Genomic DNA, 15,445 nt, shown 5'->3' on the forward strand with positions numbered 1-15,445 from the left:
TGTTTGATCAGGTTAGCTCTTTCATCCCTGTATTCGCTTTCACGAGAATTTCATCAAATTTCTTTTCATCTGCTTTTTTCGATGATAAAAGCGTTCCAACAAAAGCGGCGATAAATCCTAACGGAATGGAGACGATTCCTGGATTCGCAAGTTTAAAGAGCGGTTCGCCGACAAGAATAGCAGCTCCTGGCTCCGGTGACCAAACGTTCGGACTCACGATGACAAGCAGAAGTGAACTAATTAGTCCAACGAGCATACCCGTTATGGCGCCTGTTGTATTAAAGCGTTTCCAAAAAATCGTGAGCAAAATAATGGGCAAATTAGCGCTGGCAGCGACAGCAAAAGCTAATGAAACGAGAAACGCTACATTCATCTTTTGGGCAAATAACGCTAAAAGAATAGAAAGAATGGAGACCCCGATCGATGCCCAGCGGGCTGCCACCATTTGTTCTTTTTCCGTTGCTTGTGCATGCCGGATGATATGGCTGTAAAAATCGTGCGCAAATGCGGAGGCGGCTGATAGTACAAGTCCAGCGACAACGGCCAAAATGGTAGCAAAAGCAACGGCTGAAACGAAAGCGAATAAGAAATCTCCGCCAAGCGCTTCTGCTAACAAAGGAGCGGCCATGTTTCCTGCTGCGTTTGCAGCCACGATTTTGTCATAGCCGACAAATGCGGCTGCTCCAAATCCTAAGAAAATGGTCATCACATAAAATAAACCGATGATCCATGTCGCGTACACAACTGATTTTCGAGCGGTTGGTGCATCTTTTACTGTAAAGAAGCGAATTAAGATGTGTGGAAGTCCGGCTGTACCTAAGACGAGAGCTAAATTTAGAGAGAGTGTATCAAGCGGGTCTTTAAATTTGTTTCCAGGATTTAAAAATGCTTCACCAAGTGGAGTGGCTGTTTTCACTTCATTGAACATTTTCACAACGCTAAAATCGAACTTGGCGAATACGATAATGGAAATGATAAACGTTCCAGCCATAAGGAGTACAGCTTTGACAATTTGCACCCAGCTTGTGGCTGTCATTCCTCCGAATACCACATAGACGGTCATGAGCACACCAACAATGAGAACGGAATATACATAATCAATTCCCAATAAAAGCTTAATGAGCGCGCCTGCCCCGACAAGCTGGGCAATCATATAAAAGATGGAAATGGTAATCGTATTGAGAGCCGCTACTCCGCGGACTTTTTTTTCGTCAAATCGGGCGGCAATCATATCAGCCATCGTATATTTCCCCAAGTTGCGAAGAGGTTCGGCTACAATATAAAGAACGACAAGATACGCTACGAGAAAGCCAATGCTGTAAAAGAATCCATCAAATCCGGTCAGCGCAATCATTCCGGCAATTCCTAAAAATGAGGCGGCCGACATGTAATCTCCGGCGATCGCCCAGCCGTTTTGCCAGCCGGTAAGGGTGCTGTCCGCCGTGTAAAAATCGCTTGTTGTTTTTGTCCGTTTGGAAGCAAAATAGGTAATGACAAGAGTTAAGGCGACAATAATCAGGAAAAGGGAAAATGCTAAGCCGTTCATGATTTGTGGCTCCTTTCTTTGACTTCATTTTTGATTTTTTCTACCATTTCGTCAAATTTGGCTGCCCGCTTGGAATAAAGCGTGCATAGAGCCCACGTCATAATAAATTGGGCAAAAGCAAAGAGCCAAGCCCAGCTGATGGAACCGATGGCGGGTGTATTGAGCGCTTTAGAGTATGATGTTAAAACCGGCAGAGCAAAGTAAAAGATCATAAAGAATAAAGAAAACGGCAAAATAAACCTTTTTTTGGCATGCATAAGCTGCCGAAATGAAGCAGATTGGACAATTTGACTGTAATCTGTAAACGTGTGGTCTTGCTGTGAAGCGGTTTTTTGCATTTCCATGTTTTGCCCCTCCTCATAATCTTTTTTTGATGAGAAAAATGTATAAATTCCCCTCCCTTCCCATATGTGTTCACATTTTTTTCACAAATTTATTATATATTTATCAGAAAAGTTTGTAAATTGGGAATTGAAAAATTTTCATTATTTTGGAAGATTATTTATTAGAAAAATGACGAACACTATTGAACAATAACAATAACACCTCAAAAGAATGTTTAGTAACAATAATAAGTTGGAAAATTCTAAATTTTTTGTCTTAATTCCAAAAATAATCTCACTCTTTTTTCATTTTTCAACTTTACAAAAAATATTGAATAGTATACAATGTTTGACGTGTACTTCTGCAAAATTCTACAGAAAACGACAAGGGGAGACAAACAATGAGTTTATTCAGAAAGAAATCGATTGATGTCCTTCTGAAAGAAGCAGGAGGGAAAGGGGCGTCCTTAAAAAAATCTTTAAGCGCCTTCGATTTAACGATGCTTGGAGTCGGAGCCATCATCGGTACAGGGATTTTCGTATTGACTGGGGTTGCAGCTGCTGAACACGCGGGTCCTGCACTTGTCATTTCCTTTATTCTTTCGGGTCTTGCTTGCGTATTTGCAGCTCTTTGTTATGCAGAGTTCGCCTCAACTGTTCCTGTATCGGGAAGTGCGTACACTTACAGTTATGCGGCCTTTGGTGAGTTGATTGCTTGGATTTTAGGTTGGGATCTCATTTTGGAATATGGGGTCGCTTCTTCAGCAGTAGCAGCTGGTTGGTCAGGGTATTTCCAAGGATTGCTTGCCGGTTTTGGAATTGAACTTCCGAAAGCGCTAACAAGCGCATACGATCCAGCAAAAGGAACCTTTATTGATTTGCCAGCGATTTTGATTGTTCTTTTAATTGTATTATTGCTCACACGCGGTGTGAAAGAGTCTGCTCGCTTTAATGCTGTTATGGTTATCATTAAAGTTGCCGTTGTTCTTTTATTCCTTGCTGTGGGTGCATGGTATGTTAAGCCAGATAACTGGACTCCATTTATGCCATATGGATTTTCAGGCGTAGCGACGGGTGCGGCAACTGTATTCTTTGCTTACATCGGTTTTGATGCGGTTTCAACAGCGGCGGAGGAAGTAAGAAATCCGCAGCGCGATATGCCGATCGGAATTATTGCTTCATTGCTAATATGTACGGCTTTATACATCGTTGTGTCACTCGTATTAACAGGTATTGTTCCTTATGACCAATTGAACGTGAAAAACCCAGTTGCCTTTGCGTTAAATTACATTCATCAAGATTGGGTAGCCGGTTTCATCTCACTTGGAGCGATTACTGGTATTACCACAGTATTGCTCGTTATGATGTATGGACAAACACGTTTGTTCTATGCGATTAGCCGTGACGGTTTGTTACCAAAAGTATTTTCACGTGTTAGCCAACAAAAACAAGTACCATATGTGAATACATGGTTGACAGGATTAATCGTTGCTTTCTTTGCAGGAGTAGTACCTTTAAATAAATTAGCAGAGCTAACAAACATCGGAACGCTTTTTGCTTTCATTACCGTTTCAATCGGAGTGCTCGTATTGCGTAGAACACAGCCTGATTTAAAACGTGCGTTTAAAACTCCATTAGTTCCTTGGGTTCCGTTGCTGGCTGTTGCTTTCTGCGGATATTTAGTGCTTCAGCTTCCAGCCACTACATGGATTGGTTTTGGATCGTGGTTAATCATCGGTCTTGTTATTTATTTTGCATATGGCCGCAGACATAGCACATTGAACGGACCAGCTGAGGCAAATGAAAAAGTAAGCTAATGTTATGATGTTGGAAAGACCTTTGCTAAAAAACGCAAAGGTCTTTTTTTGAGCAAAGGTGCATTCCTTTTCTGTTTTTTGCTATAATGGACATACTATGAATGAAGCGGGGTGAAAACAGATGCTTAGTGAAGAGCTTTTGCAAGGGTTAAATGAGCAGATGAACTTTGAGTTCTTTTCTGCACATGCTTACATGGCGATGGCAGCATACTGTTCGTCAGAAAGCTTGGATGGATTTGCTCACTTCTTTCTTGTTCAAGCCGAGGAAGAGCGGTTCCATGCCATGAAATTTTACAACTTTATTAATGCGTTAGGCTTACGTGCAACGATAACAGGATTCGATTCGCCAAATAATGAGTTTGCCTCTGTGTTGGATTGCTTTGAAAAGGCGCTTGCTCATGAAAAAGAAGTGACGAAACGAATTTACCGCTTGTCGGATATCGCGTGGGATGAACGGGAACATGCGACCATTAACTTTTTAAAATGGTTTATTGATGAGCAGGTGGAAGAAGAATCGATGTTTGATACGATGATTCAAAAACTTGTTCGCATTCAAAACGACGACAATGCCATGTTTATGCTCGATAGTGAGTTAGCGAAGCGGACATTTACCCCAGAACAACAGTAAACCAAAAGAGGCGATAGACAAAGTCAAAATGGACTTTGTCTATCGCCATTTTAAACACCTATTTTTTTGATTTTTTCATTTCAAAATGAAAACGTTTGGCTGTCAAGGACTGCAGCCAAGCGAAGATACGAATCGGAGCGAAAGCCGTTCGTGGGCGGACGGGCGAGGTCGGTGACGGGAAGTGTGTCTGAACAGACTGAGAGGCTATTCAAAAGGAATAGCCTCTTCATTTATAATCAGCCATTTTTATTCAGTTGGTTGGAAAGATCCAGCAAGTTGGCTTTGAGCCTGTGCTATTAAACGTTTTGTAATTTCTCCGCCGACAGAACCGTTTGCGCGAGATGCTGTGTCTGAGCCAAGCTGTACGCCAAATTCCTGAGCGATTTCATATTTTATCTGATCAAGTGCTTGTTCAATTCCAGGTACGAGTAGTTTGTTGCTGTTTCGAGCCATCTTTTTCTCCTCCTAATGTGATAAATGGTCTTGCAATGTTAGTATGTGGCGTGAGAAATAATTTATAATGGCAATTACAGAGGTAGCGGCAATTTTTTGGCAATGAGCCATTGTTCAATGACTCGGCTGATGCTTTGTATGTTCGTTTGAGCATTACGCGAATGGTGGTACAAAGATGATGAGTCAAGGAGAGAAAGCAAAATTCAGATATTTTGTTTGCTTCATTTATTTTTTTATTGCAATCCGTTAGAAGTTAAGATAAAATGCAATCAGAAAGCAATCCGAAACGTTTTGGAGGAAGAATGGTGACGACGATTAAAGATATTGCCAAAGCAGCCGGGGTTTCGATTACGACTGTCTCAAGAGCCCTGAACGGCTACTCTGACGTAAATGAAAAAACGCGACAAAAAATTATTGAAATTGCTAAACAGCTCAACTACAGTCCGAATACGCTTGCCCGGGGTCTCGTGATGAATAAATCCAAAACGATTGGTTTGCTCGTTTCAGGATTGACGCGCGAAAGCGCAAAGGACAACTTTACATTTGAAATTTTATCAGGTGTCAATCAATACGTAAGCGAAGTAGATTATGATATGGTTTTATTCAGCACGACATCGACGAAGCAGCGCGAAAAAACGTATACGCAGCTTTGCCGCGAGCGGCGCGTAGACGGAGCGATTTTGCAAGGAATCCGCATTGATGATCCGTATTTGCAGGAAGTCGTAGAGAGCGACATCCCTTGCGTGCTTATTGATATTCCGATCAAATCGGAGACGGTTGGATATGTGACAACCGATAATGTTCTTGGGGCAAAAAAAGCCGTTCGCCATTTGCTTGCGCTTGGTCATCGCGACATTGCGATGATCAATGGCTATGAATACGCATTTGTTAGCGAACAAAGGCTGAGAGGATTTTGTGAAGCGTTGCTGGAAGCAGAAGTGCCTTTTCGCGAGCAGCTAGTAGCGGATGGAGCCTTCAAGGAAGAAAAAGCGGAGCAGGAAGCGTTGCGGCTATTGACTTGCTATCCGGAAATTACAGCGTTTTTTTGTGCAAGTGACTTAATGGCGCTGGGAGCCATGAAGGCGATTAAAAAACTTGGAAAGCGCATTCCTGAAGATGTAGCGGTAGTAGGATATGATGATATTATTTTGGCGTCCTATACGACCCCGCCGTTATCGACGGTGGCTCAAAATCAATTTGCGATGGGATATGAAGCAGCTAAGCTGTTGATTGAGATGCTGGAGGGAAAAGCAACCTCCCATATTAAAGTGTTAGAGACAGAATTAAAAGTACGCGAATCGACTTTTAAAAACCACGAGTAGGAGTGGTTTTTAAAAGGTGAAAATTGAAAACGTTTTGGAATAGGTTGCTTTTTTTTAGTTGATGATCCGAAACGTTTTGGAAACGAAAACCAAAACGTTTCGGATTTGGCGTATGGATCTCCAAAACGCTTTCAAGCAAGAGGAGGCATCAGTGAATGGAATATCGAGTGATTAAAGAGAATGAGCTATTTCTGTTAACGGATCAAAAAGGGAATATCCCAGAAAATCATCCGTACGGTCTAGGATTGTACATAAAAGATACGCGTTTTTTGAGCAAATGGGATTTGCGAATCAATGGCGAAGAACCTGTGCTGCTTTCGTCCGATGCAGAGGAAAACTATGCAGCGACGATTCTGCTCACAAATCCGCATATGGAGAAAGGTGGAGAATTGATTTTATGGCGCGAGTCGATCGAAATAGAAAGGAAACGATTTATTTATGAAAATGTTCTTTATGAAGTCGTGAAATTAAAAAATTACTATCCAAAGCCAGTGACCTTCGATTTGAACATCCAGGTTGATGTTGATTTTGCTGACATGTTTCTAGTGCGCGGATTCCAAACAGGAAAAGTGGGGACACGTACAGGCCAAACAGTCGGAGAACGCTCGCTTATGTTCCACTATAAGGGGGAAGACGAGCTTACACGAACCACCAAAATTAGTTGGGATCGTCAAGAAAAGGCCGCTTTTGAGCATGGAGAAATCGCATTTCGTTTTTCTCTCCAGCCTGCGGCTGAAGAAACCGTAACATTTATTGTGCAGCCGCAAATCGGTCAAGAAGCGGCCAACGAGGTCCTTCATCCAGATGAGGCGCTGCGGCGCTTAAAGTGGTCTTATCAACAATGGCAGGAAAAAATTACAGAAATAGAGACCGATTACGAACCGCTGCAACGTCTTGTTCATCGTGGTATTAACGATGTGCGGGTGTTGTTAACCGATTTAGGATACGGACCGTTTCCGGTGGCAGGATTGCCTTGGTTCGGGGTTCCTTTTGGACGCGATAGTTTAATTGCGGCGCTACAGTTGCTTGCTTTTAATCCGGAAATTGCTAAAGGCACTCTTTTGACTATGGCTCGTTATCAAGGAACAAAGCTTGATCCATGGCGTGATGAACAACCGGGAAAAATTATGCATGAGATTCGGTTTGGCGAGTTGGCCAACACCAATCAAATTCCGTTTACGCCGTATTATGGAACGATTGATGCCACGCCGTTATTTCTTGTGTTATTAACAGAATATGTGAAATGGACGGGAGATTTGGCCATTGTTGACCAATTAAAAGAAAATGTTGATGCTGCCCTCGCTTGGATCGATCAATACGGCGATCGCGATGGCGACTTGTTTGTTGAATATCATCAAGAATCAAGCAAAGGAATTGCCAACCAGGGATGGAAAGACTCCGGTGACTCTATTGTGCATCGCAACGGCGAATACGCAAAATCTCCTATTGCTCTCGCAGAAGTACAAGGATATGTTTATCAAGCGAAAAAAGGGCTTGCTGATATTTTTGAAAAATTGAATGAGGGAGAACGTGCCGAAAAACTTCGCCAACAGGCGAAGGCATTAAAAGACCAATTTGACGAGCAGTTTTGGATGGAGGATGTCGAGTTTTATGCTATTGCGTTAGATGAGCAGAAACGGCAGGTTGGCACCATTACTTCGAATCCGGGACACGTTTTGTTTGCCGATATGCTTAATCAAGATCGGGCAGACGCCGTCGTGCGCATGCTCCTGTCTCCGAAAATGTTTTCTGGTTACGGAATTCGCACAATGGGGAAAGGAGAAACGGGATATAATCCGATGAGCTACCATGATGGAAGCATCTGGCCTCATGATAACAGTATCATTTTACTCGGATTGAGCAAATTGGGGCGGCGAGACGCAGCAACATTGATTATGAGCGGGCTGATTGAGGCGGCTGAACATTTTGAATATGATCGTTTGCCGGAATTGTTTTGCGGTTATGACAAGTCATTTGGCAAGCCTGTGAAATACCCCGTGGCTTGTTCGCCGCAAGCTTGGGCGGCAGGAACTCCGCTTGTCTTTATTCAAGCGTTGCTTGGCTTGTTTCCAAATAGCTTAACAAAAGAAATTCGACTATCACCAACTTTGCTGGATTCGATGAATTTTTTAAAAATAAGCAATATGGCGATTGGCGATGGACAACTGTCCTTAACGGTTGTGCGGGAGCAAGGAAAAATGAACGTTCACGTTCATGAAAATACAACCGGCTACGATCTTGTTTTTGTTTCTACATAAGGAAGAGTCTTCTCTTCCTTGTAGATATGATCATTTTATTTAAGAAAGGGGTTTTTAAACATGAAGGGGAAAAAATTAGCCACCATTGCGATGACTTCATTATTAGTTGGAAGCGCTTTATCAGGATGCAGCAGCGGCAATGAAAAGGCCGGAAGCGGCAAAGAAAGCACAAACAACAATGGGAAAGTGGAAGTAACGCTTGCTGGATGGGGAGGAAATCCGACAGAGCAAAAGCTGCTTCAGCAGACGCTAGATGAATTTGAAAAAACCCATCCAAATATTAAGGTGAAATATGAAGTGATTTCAGATCAATATATGGATGTGATTAAAACACGTCTTGTGGGTGGAGAAGGGCCGGATGTTTTTTATCTTGATGCTTTTGAAGCCCCTGCTTTAATTGAAACGGGAGTGCTAGAGCCACTTGATTCTTATGTAACCAATGATTTTGATATAAACGATTTTGAAAAGCCGTTGCTTGATGCGTTCAAAGGAAAGGATGGAAAAATTTATGGGTTTCCAAAAGGATATTCAACACTCGCCTTATTTTATAACAAAAAAATGCTAGATGAAGCTGGTGTGGAAGTACCACAAACATGGGATGAATTAAGGGAAGCTGCGAAAAAATTAACAAAGGGGAAGGACGTATATGGATTTGGAGTGATGCCGGAATTAGCTCGCCTTTACTACCTCGCAGAATCAAAAGGCGGAAAGGTAGTCACTGATAATAAAGCAAGCTTTGCCGATTCAAAAGTAGTGGAAGCGCTTCAACCAATTGTGGATATGCATCTTAAAGACCGGTCGACAGCAGAGCCTAAAGAAGTGGGAGCGAGTTCAGGCAGTGAAATGTTTGGACAAGGAAAAGCAGCAATGGTGATTGAAGGAAACTGGGCTATCCCATTTTTAGATGAAACCTTCCCGAACTTAGAGTACGGAACAGCTGAAGTGCCAACATTGGATGGAAAGAAAGCGACGATGGCATATACAGTAGCCTATGTTATGAACAAAGACGCGAAGAATAAAGAAGCAGCATGGGAATTACTTTCCTTTTTAACCGGAAAAGAAGGAATGAAAATATGGACAAGTAAAGGATTAGAGCTTCCATCACGCAAATCTGTCGCTGCTGAGCTTGGATTTGACAAAGATCCATTGCGCGCGCCAATAGTGGCAGGAGCTTCTTATGCAACCGTATGGCAAAACGGGACGAACCTGCCAATTATTATGAACAACTTTAATAACCAATTTGTCAGTGCATTTTTAGGCGACCGCTCTTTGAAAGAGGCTTTAAAAGAAGCTCAAGAAACCGCTAATAAAGAAATTAAAGGAAACGAATAAAGGAGGTAGCTGATAGAAGAGCTTTCTTCTATCAGCTACCTGCGTTATATAAGATCGTGATAAAAAGAATAGCGTTTAGGGGAAAAGTCAACGGAATTTCCTTCATTTAAGGAGAGGAATGAATATGAGAAAAAAAGCGTGGCGAGAAGCGGGCGCCGCCTATGCCCTGCTTTCACCAACACTGTTTGTACTGCTGTTATTTATTATCGGCCCAATTTTGTTTATCGTTTTTCTCTCATTCCATAAAGTGCAGTTGCTTGGTGCCACTTCCTTTGAATTTGTCGGGATTGACAACTTTAAAAGAATGGGTGGGGATTTGCGTGCGAAAATTGCCCTATGGAATACCATTAAGTACGTCATCATTGTAGTGCCTTGTCAAACCGCGCTTGCTCTTATATTAGCAGCTACGTTAAACGCAGGGTTAAAAGGACAAAAGTGGTTTCGCATTATTTATTTTTTGCCGACACTAACTTCTTCGGCGGTCTTAACGCTCATTTTTATGTGGATGTATAATCAAAACGGCTTAATTAATCATGTGTTGGCAGCGATCGGGCTTCCAACCTACAATTGGCTTGGAGATCCGAAAGTGGCACTGAGCGCCATTATGGCGATGAATATTTGGTCGACCGCTCCGTATTTTATGGTCATTTATTTGGCAGCGCTGCAAGATATTCCTGATTCGCTTTATGAAGCAGCTGAGTTGGATGGAGCTAACGCTTTGCAAAAATTTTGGTATGTGACGGTGCCCTATTTGCGTCCGGTGACCTCGTTTGTCGTTATTATGGGACTTATTGGCACGTTTCAATTGTTCGATCAATCCTATATTTTTTCAGCGGGTTCAGGAGGTCCAGATAATTCGACACTCACCATTGTGCTTCTCATTTATCAATATGCGTTTAAAACATTAGGGACGATGGGATATGCTGCAGCGCTCGCCTTTATTTTAGCGCTCATTATTTTGATGGCGACATGGTTGCAGCGAAAATTTTCAAAAGAGGAGTCTCTTTACTAAAGGAGATGGGTGCGATGAAGAAAAAAATCGGGATAGCCAAAGGATTGTTATACATTATTCTTGTGCTTTATGCTGTAGCGACGATGCTTCCGTTTTTATGGGCGCTTTCTTCTTCGTTTAAAACACTTGAGGAAATTGTAAGTGGAACGGTTTCTTTTATTCCTAAACAGTTTACGCTTGAGAATTACTGGCAAATTTTTGTTGAACAGGAAATGTTTCCGCGATGGCTGCTTAACAGCGTGATTGTTGCGGCAGCCGTTACCGTTTTGAATTTGTTGTTTAATTCAATGGCGGGCTATGCGCTCGCGCGGTTGCGATTTCCGGGCAAAAAGCCTCTTTTTGTGATTATTTTAGCCGTATTAATGATTCCTGCACAGGTGACGCTGATTCCCAATTACCTTATCTTAAAGTGGTTTGGATGGCTCAACTCGTATCAAGGGATGATCGTACCGACGATGATGAATGCTACCTTTATTTTTATGATGCGCCAGTTTTTTATTAATTTCCCAAAGGAATTGGAAGAAGCGGCGGCATTGGACGGCCTTAGCCGGATTGGAACCTTTTTTCGGATCGTGCTTCCGTTAGCGAGGCCCGCTTTAGCGGCACAAGCCATTTTTGTGTTTATGGGGTCATGGAATGATTTTATGCGTCCGCTTATTATTCTTTCTGATCCAGCAATGTTTACCTTGCCGCTTGGCTTAAACAGCTTTAAAGGACAGTATATTAGCTATTGGAATTATATTATGTCAGCATCCATGGTGTTCACCTTGCCCGTGCTTCTCATTTATATCTTTTTTAATCGTTATTTCATCAAAGGAATATCATTTACAGGTGGAAAATAGCGCACACCATTGTTTTTTTCATTATTTTACTTAAAAAACAGAATGATATCGCTAAACTTCAACAGAAAAGCGAGGAATATTGGATAATTAACCCGCCTGAGCGCATAGATTGAAATGCTGATCTTAAGAAAGAAGAAATGTCATCGATGACGTGTATAGAAAGCTTCACAGATGTTCCATTCTATACATGTATCGAAAAATCTTCTTTAATAAGATCAGCTTTTTTGTTTTGAAAAAATTTACAGAATGTCATGATAATTGAAGGAGATGCTAAACGTGTATGAATCCATTTAGCGCGTAAAGGGGGAATAAAGGACGTACGAATGATGAAAGCTTTGAGAAAATCAACTTCTTCCTTTACTATAGCTTCACCATAGATGCCGTTTAGCATTGGTATGTATCTGGTGTTTTTCCGGCTATTGAATGATGAACTAACGAATCGCTGTACAGATCTATGAGTGGGGGCAGCCTTGTTTGGCTTTTTGTCATGCCTAGAACGGGGAAGGATCAACAGGATCGCCTTAGGGGCATCTATATCCATCATTAAGCTGGTACATTTCCTAAAAGGCAGGCTATAGAAAGAAATGCTTCTCATTGTTATTGTCCGCTGTTTTTATAACAGAACTACGAGGTTTTGCCACACAATAAGGCCATTCACCATGAGAAAAGAAGTGGATAATCTTTGCTCCATCATGCTGAAAAGAGGTGGAGAGGATGACGGGAGTGCCTAAGTTTATATACAGCATTTCCAATCATCGAACTCGAACGAATAAAAATGCAAAAAACGCGTTCATATGAGCTAATCATTTATATATTAATGTAAGGTAGGAATGTTATATGGAATGGATAGAGCAGTTGTCTCAACAAGATAAAAATGTGAAAAGAGAAGGAGAAGAGTCAAAAGGAAAAAAACTGGCTATTATATCCTTGTCATCGATTCCCTTAGTCATGACATTAGGGAATTCGATGTTAATTCCTGTTTTGCCGACTATGGAGCGAGAATTGGCGATTTCATCCTTTCAATCAAGCATGATTATTACCGTGTACTCCATCGTGGCTATTATTTTAATACCGATTGCTGGATATTTAAGCGATCGTATTGGACGGAAGAAAGTCATCATTCCAAGTTTAATTTTAGCGGCGATTGGTGGCCTTGTTTCCGGGTGGGCCGCCTGGAAAATGGATCATTCGTATATGTTTATTTTAATCGGTCGAATGCTTCAAGGTGCAGGGGCAGCTGGAGCAGCTCCGATCGTTTTGCCCCTTGTTGGCGATCTGTATAAAAATGAAAGCGAAATGAGCAGCTGTTTAGGGACGATTGAGACAGCGAATACATTTGGGAAAGTATTGAGCCCGATATTAGGTGCTTTTCTTGCTGGGGTTAGTTGGTTTTTCCCTTTTTTTTCATTTCCGATTTTTTGTGCGATTTCTATTGCGCTTATGCTATTTTTTATTAAAACTCCGCGCAAGTCTCAAGAACCTATGCCGTTCAAACAATTTTTACATGAGATGAAAGGAATTTTTCAGAGGGAAGGGCGTTGGCTTTATGCCATTTTTATGATCGGCGGAATTTTAATGTTTGCTTTATTTGGCGTCTTATTCTTTTTATCGAGTATGCTTGAGAGCCGTCATCATATGGACGGGGTAAAAAAAGGATTTGCGCTTGCTTTGCCGCTTGGGGCGCTTTGCATCGCTTCATTTCTTACCGGAAAGAAAATTGAAAAGAACAAACTATTGATGAAGTGGCTTACCTTTGCTGGGGTATCGCTCCTAGCCATCGCTACATTTTTATTAAGTTTTTTTGAAAATATTTGGCTTCAATTGACCATTTTCTTTTTAAGCGGCATTGGGATTGGTGTTGCCTTACCTTGTCTAGATGCGCTCATTACCGAAGGAATTGAGAAAAAAGAACGAGGAACCATCACTTCGATTTATAGCTCGATGCGCTTTATCGGCGTGGCTTCAGGCCCGCCAGTCGTTGCCCTATTAATGAAGAAATCAACGGATATGATGTTTTACGTATTAGCTGGTTTATGCGTGCTGGCCAGTGTGGTGATTGTGGCAGGAATAAAACCATCAAAGAAAGGAGAAAACGCATGATGCAAGCGGTTACTTATCAAGGCATTAAAAACGTACAAGTGAAAAATGTACCTGATCCGTCTATTGTCAAGGATGATGATATGATCGTACGAATTACAAGCACGGCTATTTGCGGCTCTGATCTGCATCTTATCCATGGAATGATTCCGAATATGCCGCATGATTTTGTCATCGGTCATGAACCGATGGGCATTGTAGAGGAAGTCGGTCCAGGAGTAACGAAGGTAAAAAAAGGGGATCGAGTCATTGTGCCATTTACGATTGCCTGCGGCCAATGCTGGTATTGCCGTCATGGATTAGAAAGCCAATGCGATACATCGAATCAACATGGAGATGCTGGCGCTTATTTTGGCTATTCTGAAACGTTCGGCGGTTACGCAGGGGGACAAGCGGAATATTTGCGCGTTCCATTCGCTAATTTTACCTCTTTTGTTGTCCCGCAAGATTGTGAACTTGAGGATGAAAAGCTGTTATTTTTATCCGATATTATTCCTACAGCCTTTTGGGGTGTTGATGAAGCCGGAGTAAAGGACGGGGATACGGTAGTTGTTCTCGGCTGCGGCCCTGTCGGACTGTTGACGCAAAAATTTGCTTGGCTAAAAGGAGCCAAACGAGTGATTGCGGTTGATTACATCGGCTATCGCTTAGAGCATGCACGAAATGTGAATCGGGTGGAGACCATTAATTTTACTGAATATGAAAATGTGGGAGAATATATAAGAGAAATCACAGGCGGCGGAGCGGATATCGTGATTGACTGTGTCGGTTTAGATGGCAAAAAGACGGCGCTTGAGATGGTTGAATCTGCATTAAAGCTGCAAGGGGGAGCGATGGGAGCCATTGTCATTGCTACACAAGCGGTTCGCAAAGGCGGCACCATTCAGCTAGTAGGGGTCTATGGCTCGCGCTATAATCAGTTTCCGCTTGGGGATTTATTTGCCCGCAATGTTACTTTAAAGATGGGACAAGCACCTGTGATTCACTATCTTCCGACTTTATATCAGTGGATTGTGGAAGAAAAATTCGACCCTACCGACATTATTACCCACCGATTGCCTTTAAAGGATGCAGCGTACGCGTATGAAATTTTTGATGAAAAGAAGGATGGCTGCATTAAAGTCGTACTCAAACCATGATGACTAAAATAAAAAAGGATCTCCAAGCAATAGAGGAGATCCTTTTTACATGATCCACCGACAAGTCTCCGACCTCTTAACGGAGTGGAGGTGGGTGTTGGCAAGCACTTTTCTTGGTTCGCATTCGGCTTCGTTCCTTGTCTCATAAGGGAAAATGGCAATGAATTCACGATCTTTAAAATGGGAGTAGACAAAGTCTATTTTAATTTTGTCTACCACTTAGAAAGATCTCCAATCAATGATAAGGAGCTCTTACTTAATTAAAGAAAAGGTCAATCTTGTCCATAGCTTGTGTCAATGCTTGGATGCATGAACGGAACGGATTGCGGCCGCTTTTTTGCTTCCAGTAGCTCGCGGTTTTCCGGTGTATTCCAACCGATATCATTGGTTGGATGCACCCATTCCTCTCCGGACATGACGCTTGGATCCACTTCATCGCTCCATTGATTCAACGGAGAATGAGGGGAATTGTATTTGCTGTCGCCGATAATGACTCCATATTGATTCACAAATGGCGGTTTCATTTGAATGCCTGTTCCTTTAAAAGAAGGGGCATGAATTTGATGAGGAAGCGTTTCATCTAAAATGGGTGATTCTAATTTGCTGTCTTTGTCCATATTTTTCACCTCTATTATAGTTTGAACCCGTCGCAAAATATTATGAATAAAACAAACAG

Annotated in this window: 13 protein-coding genes; 9 read left to right on the plus strand and 4 right to left on the minus strand. The window is 42.0% G+C overall.

Annotated features, from left to right (window positions below; genetic code table 11):
- Window positions 1-7: 7 nt before the first annotated feature.
- Together GRQ40_RS05390 and GRQ40_RS05395 are read right to left on the minus strand one after the other, a co-directional pair.
- Window positions 8-1,546 (minus strand): solute symporter family protein, encoded by a 1,539-nt coding sequence (locus GRQ40_RS05390; protein WP_066146900.1) that lies wholly within the window; start codon window positions 1,544-1,546, stop codon window positions 8-10.
- On the minus strand, window positions 1,543-1,884 hold the full coding sequence (locus tag GRQ40_RS05395) for a DUF485 domain-containing protein (protein WP_369815499.1): 342 nt from the start codon (window positions 1,882-1,884) through the stop codon (window positions 1,543-1,545). Before GRQ40_RS05395 ends, GRQ40_RS05390 begins: the two co-directional genes overlap by 4 nt.
- 386 nt (window positions 1,885-2,270) lie before the next feature.
- Between GRQ40_RS05395 and GRQ40_RS05400 the strand changes: the two genes are divergently transcribed.
- The gene (locus tag GRQ40_RS05400; RefSeq protein ID WP_159719531.1) at window positions 2,271-3,686 is read left to right on the plus strand and encodes a branched-chain amino acid transporter BcaP; all 1,416 of its coding nucleotides are present in this window, start codon (window positions 2,271-2,273) and stop codon (window positions 3,684-3,686) included.
- Window positions 3,687-3,807: 121 nt separating this feature from the next.
- On the plus strand, window positions 3,808-4,314 hold the full coding sequence (locus tag GRQ40_RS05405; protein WP_044746739.1) for a ferritin: 507 nt from the start codon (window positions 3,808-3,810) through the stop codon (window positions 4,312-4,314).
- A gap of 246 nt (window positions 4,315-4,560) precedes the next feature.
- Here GRQ40_RS05405 and GRQ40_RS05410 read toward each other — a convergent pair whose 3' ends face one another.
- The gene (locus GRQ40_RS05410) at window positions 4,561-4,767 is read right to left on the minus strand and encodes an alpha/beta-type small acid-soluble spore protein (RefSeq protein ID WP_080862831.1); all 207 of its coding nucleotides are present in this window, start codon (window positions 4,765-4,767) and stop codon (window positions 4,561-4,563) included.
- A 305-nt stretch (window positions 4,768-5,072) separates the two neighbouring features.
- Between GRQ40_RS05410 and GRQ40_RS05415 the strand changes: the two genes are divergently transcribed.
- The 7 genes from GRQ40_RS05415 (at window position 5,073) to GRQ40_RS05445 (ending at window position 14,769) form a co-directional block, all read left to right on the plus strand.
- Entirely contained in the window at window positions 5,073-6,089 is a 1,017-nt protein-coding gene (locus GRQ40_RS05415) for a LacI family DNA-binding transcriptional regulator (RefSeq protein ID WP_159720787.1), read from the plus strand.
- A 155-nt stretch (window positions 6,090-6,244) separates the two neighbouring features.
- Window positions 6,245-8,347 (plus strand): amylo-alpha-1,6-glucosidase, encoded by a 2,103-nt coding sequence (locus tag GRQ40_RS05420; RefSeq protein WP_159719532.1) that lies wholly within the window; start codon window positions 6,245-6,247, stop codon window positions 8,345-8,347.
- 60 nt (window positions 8,348-8,407) lie between these two features.
- Window positions 8,408-9,679, plus strand: coding sequence for an ABC transporter substrate-binding protein (locus tag GRQ40_RS05425; RefSeq protein WP_066146910.1), 1,272 nt, complete (start codon window positions 8,408-8,410; stop codon window positions 9,677-9,679).
- A gap of 124 nt (window positions 9,680-9,803) precedes the next feature.
- Window positions 9,804-10,691, plus strand: a complete 888-nt coding sequence (locus tag GRQ40_RS05430) for a carbohydrate ABC transporter permease (RefSeq protein ID WP_236546409.1) — start codon at window positions 9,804-9,806, stop codon at window positions 10,689-10,691.
- 14 nt (window positions 10,692-10,705) lie between these two features.
- Window positions 10,706-11,533 carry a carbohydrate ABC transporter permease gene (locus GRQ40_RS05435; protein ID WP_159719534.1) on the plus strand — a complete coding sequence of 276 codons (828 nt, stop codon included), beginning with the start codon at window positions 10,706-10,708 and terminating at the stop codon, window positions 11,531-11,533.
- A gap of 837 nt (window positions 11,534-12,370) precedes the next feature.
- A complete protein-coding gene (locus tag GRQ40_RS05440; RefSeq protein ID WP_159719535.1) occupies window positions 12,371-13,633 on the plus strand; it encodes a bacillibactin exporter BcbE in 1,263 nt (420 codons plus the stop codon).
- The gene (locus GRQ40_RS05445; protein WP_159720789.1) at window positions 13,633-14,769 is read left to right on the plus strand and encodes a zinc-dependent alcohol dehydrogenase; all 1,137 of its coding nucleotides are present in this window, start codon (window positions 13,633-13,635) and stop codon (window positions 14,767-14,769) included. The genes GRQ40_RS05440 and GRQ40_RS05445 overlap by 1 nt, the downstream gene beginning before the upstream one ends.
- Before the next feature lie 272 nt (window positions 14,770-15,041).
- Here the strand turns inward: GRQ40_RS05445 and GRQ40_RS05450 are convergent, their stop codons facing one another.
- Window positions 15,042-15,386: a DUF3905 domain-containing protein gene (locus tag GRQ40_RS05450; protein WP_044746731.1), complete on the minus strand. Its 345-nt coding sequence runs from the start codon at window positions 15,384-15,386 to the stop codon at window positions 15,042-15,044.
- Window positions 15,387-15,445: the final 59 nt, after the last annotated feature.

The organism is Anoxybacillus sp. PDR2, from assembly GCF_009834045.1.
Classification (GTDB): Bacteria; Bacillota; Bacilli; order Bacillales; family Anoxybacillaceae; genus Anoxybacteroides; species Anoxybacteroides rupiense.

Bases quoted from the DNA above. Each gene is read 5' to 3' on its own strand.
- GRQ40_RS05390 (WP_066146900.1), bottom strand. From the start codon at position 1,546: ATGAACGGCTTAGCATTTTCCCTTTTCCTGATTATTGTCGCCTTAACT.
- GRQ40_RS05395 (WP_369815499.1), bottom strand. From the start codon at position 1,884: ATGCAAAAAACCGCTTCACAGCAAGACCACACGTTTACAGATTACAGT.
- GRQ40_RS05400 (WP_159719531.1), top strand. From the start codon at position 2,271: ATGAGTTTATTCAGAAAGAAATCGATTGATGTCCTTCTGAAAGAAGCA.
- GRQ40_RS05405 (WP_044746739.1), top strand. From the start codon at position 3,808: ATGCTTAGTGAAGAGCTTTTGCAAGGGTTAAATGAGCAGATGAACTTT.
- GRQ40_RS05410 (WP_080862831.1), bottom strand. From the start codon at position 4,767: ATGGCTCGAAACAGCAACAAACTACTCGTACCTGGAATTGAACAAGCA.
- GRQ40_RS05420 (WP_159719532.1), top strand. From the start codon at position 6,245: ATGGAATATCGAGTGATTAAAGAGAATGAGCTATTTCTGTTAACGGAT.
- GRQ40_RS05425 (WP_066146910.1), top strand. From the start codon at position 8,408: ATGAAGGGGAAAAAATTAGCCACCATTGCGATGACTTCATTATTAGTT.
- GRQ40_RS05430 (WP_236546409.1), top strand. From the start codon at position 9,804: ATGAGAAAAAAAGCGTGGCGAGAAGCGGGCGCCGCCTATGCCCTGCTT.
- GRQ40_RS05435 (WP_159719534.1), top strand. From the start codon at position 10,706: ATGAAGAAAAAAATCGGGATAGCCAAAGGATTGTTATACATTATTCTT.
- GRQ40_RS05440 (WP_159719535.1), top strand. From the start codon at position 12,371: ATGGAATGGATAGAGCAGTTGTCTCAACAAGATAAAAATGTGAAAAGA.
- GRQ40_RS05445 (WP_159720789.1), top strand. From the start codon at position 13,633: ATGCAAGCGGTTACTTATCAAGGCATTAAAAACGTACAAGTGAAAAAT.
- GRQ40_RS05450 (WP_044746731.1), bottom strand. From the start codon at position 15,386: ATGGACAAAGACAGCAAATTAGAATCACCCATTTTAGATGAAACGCTT.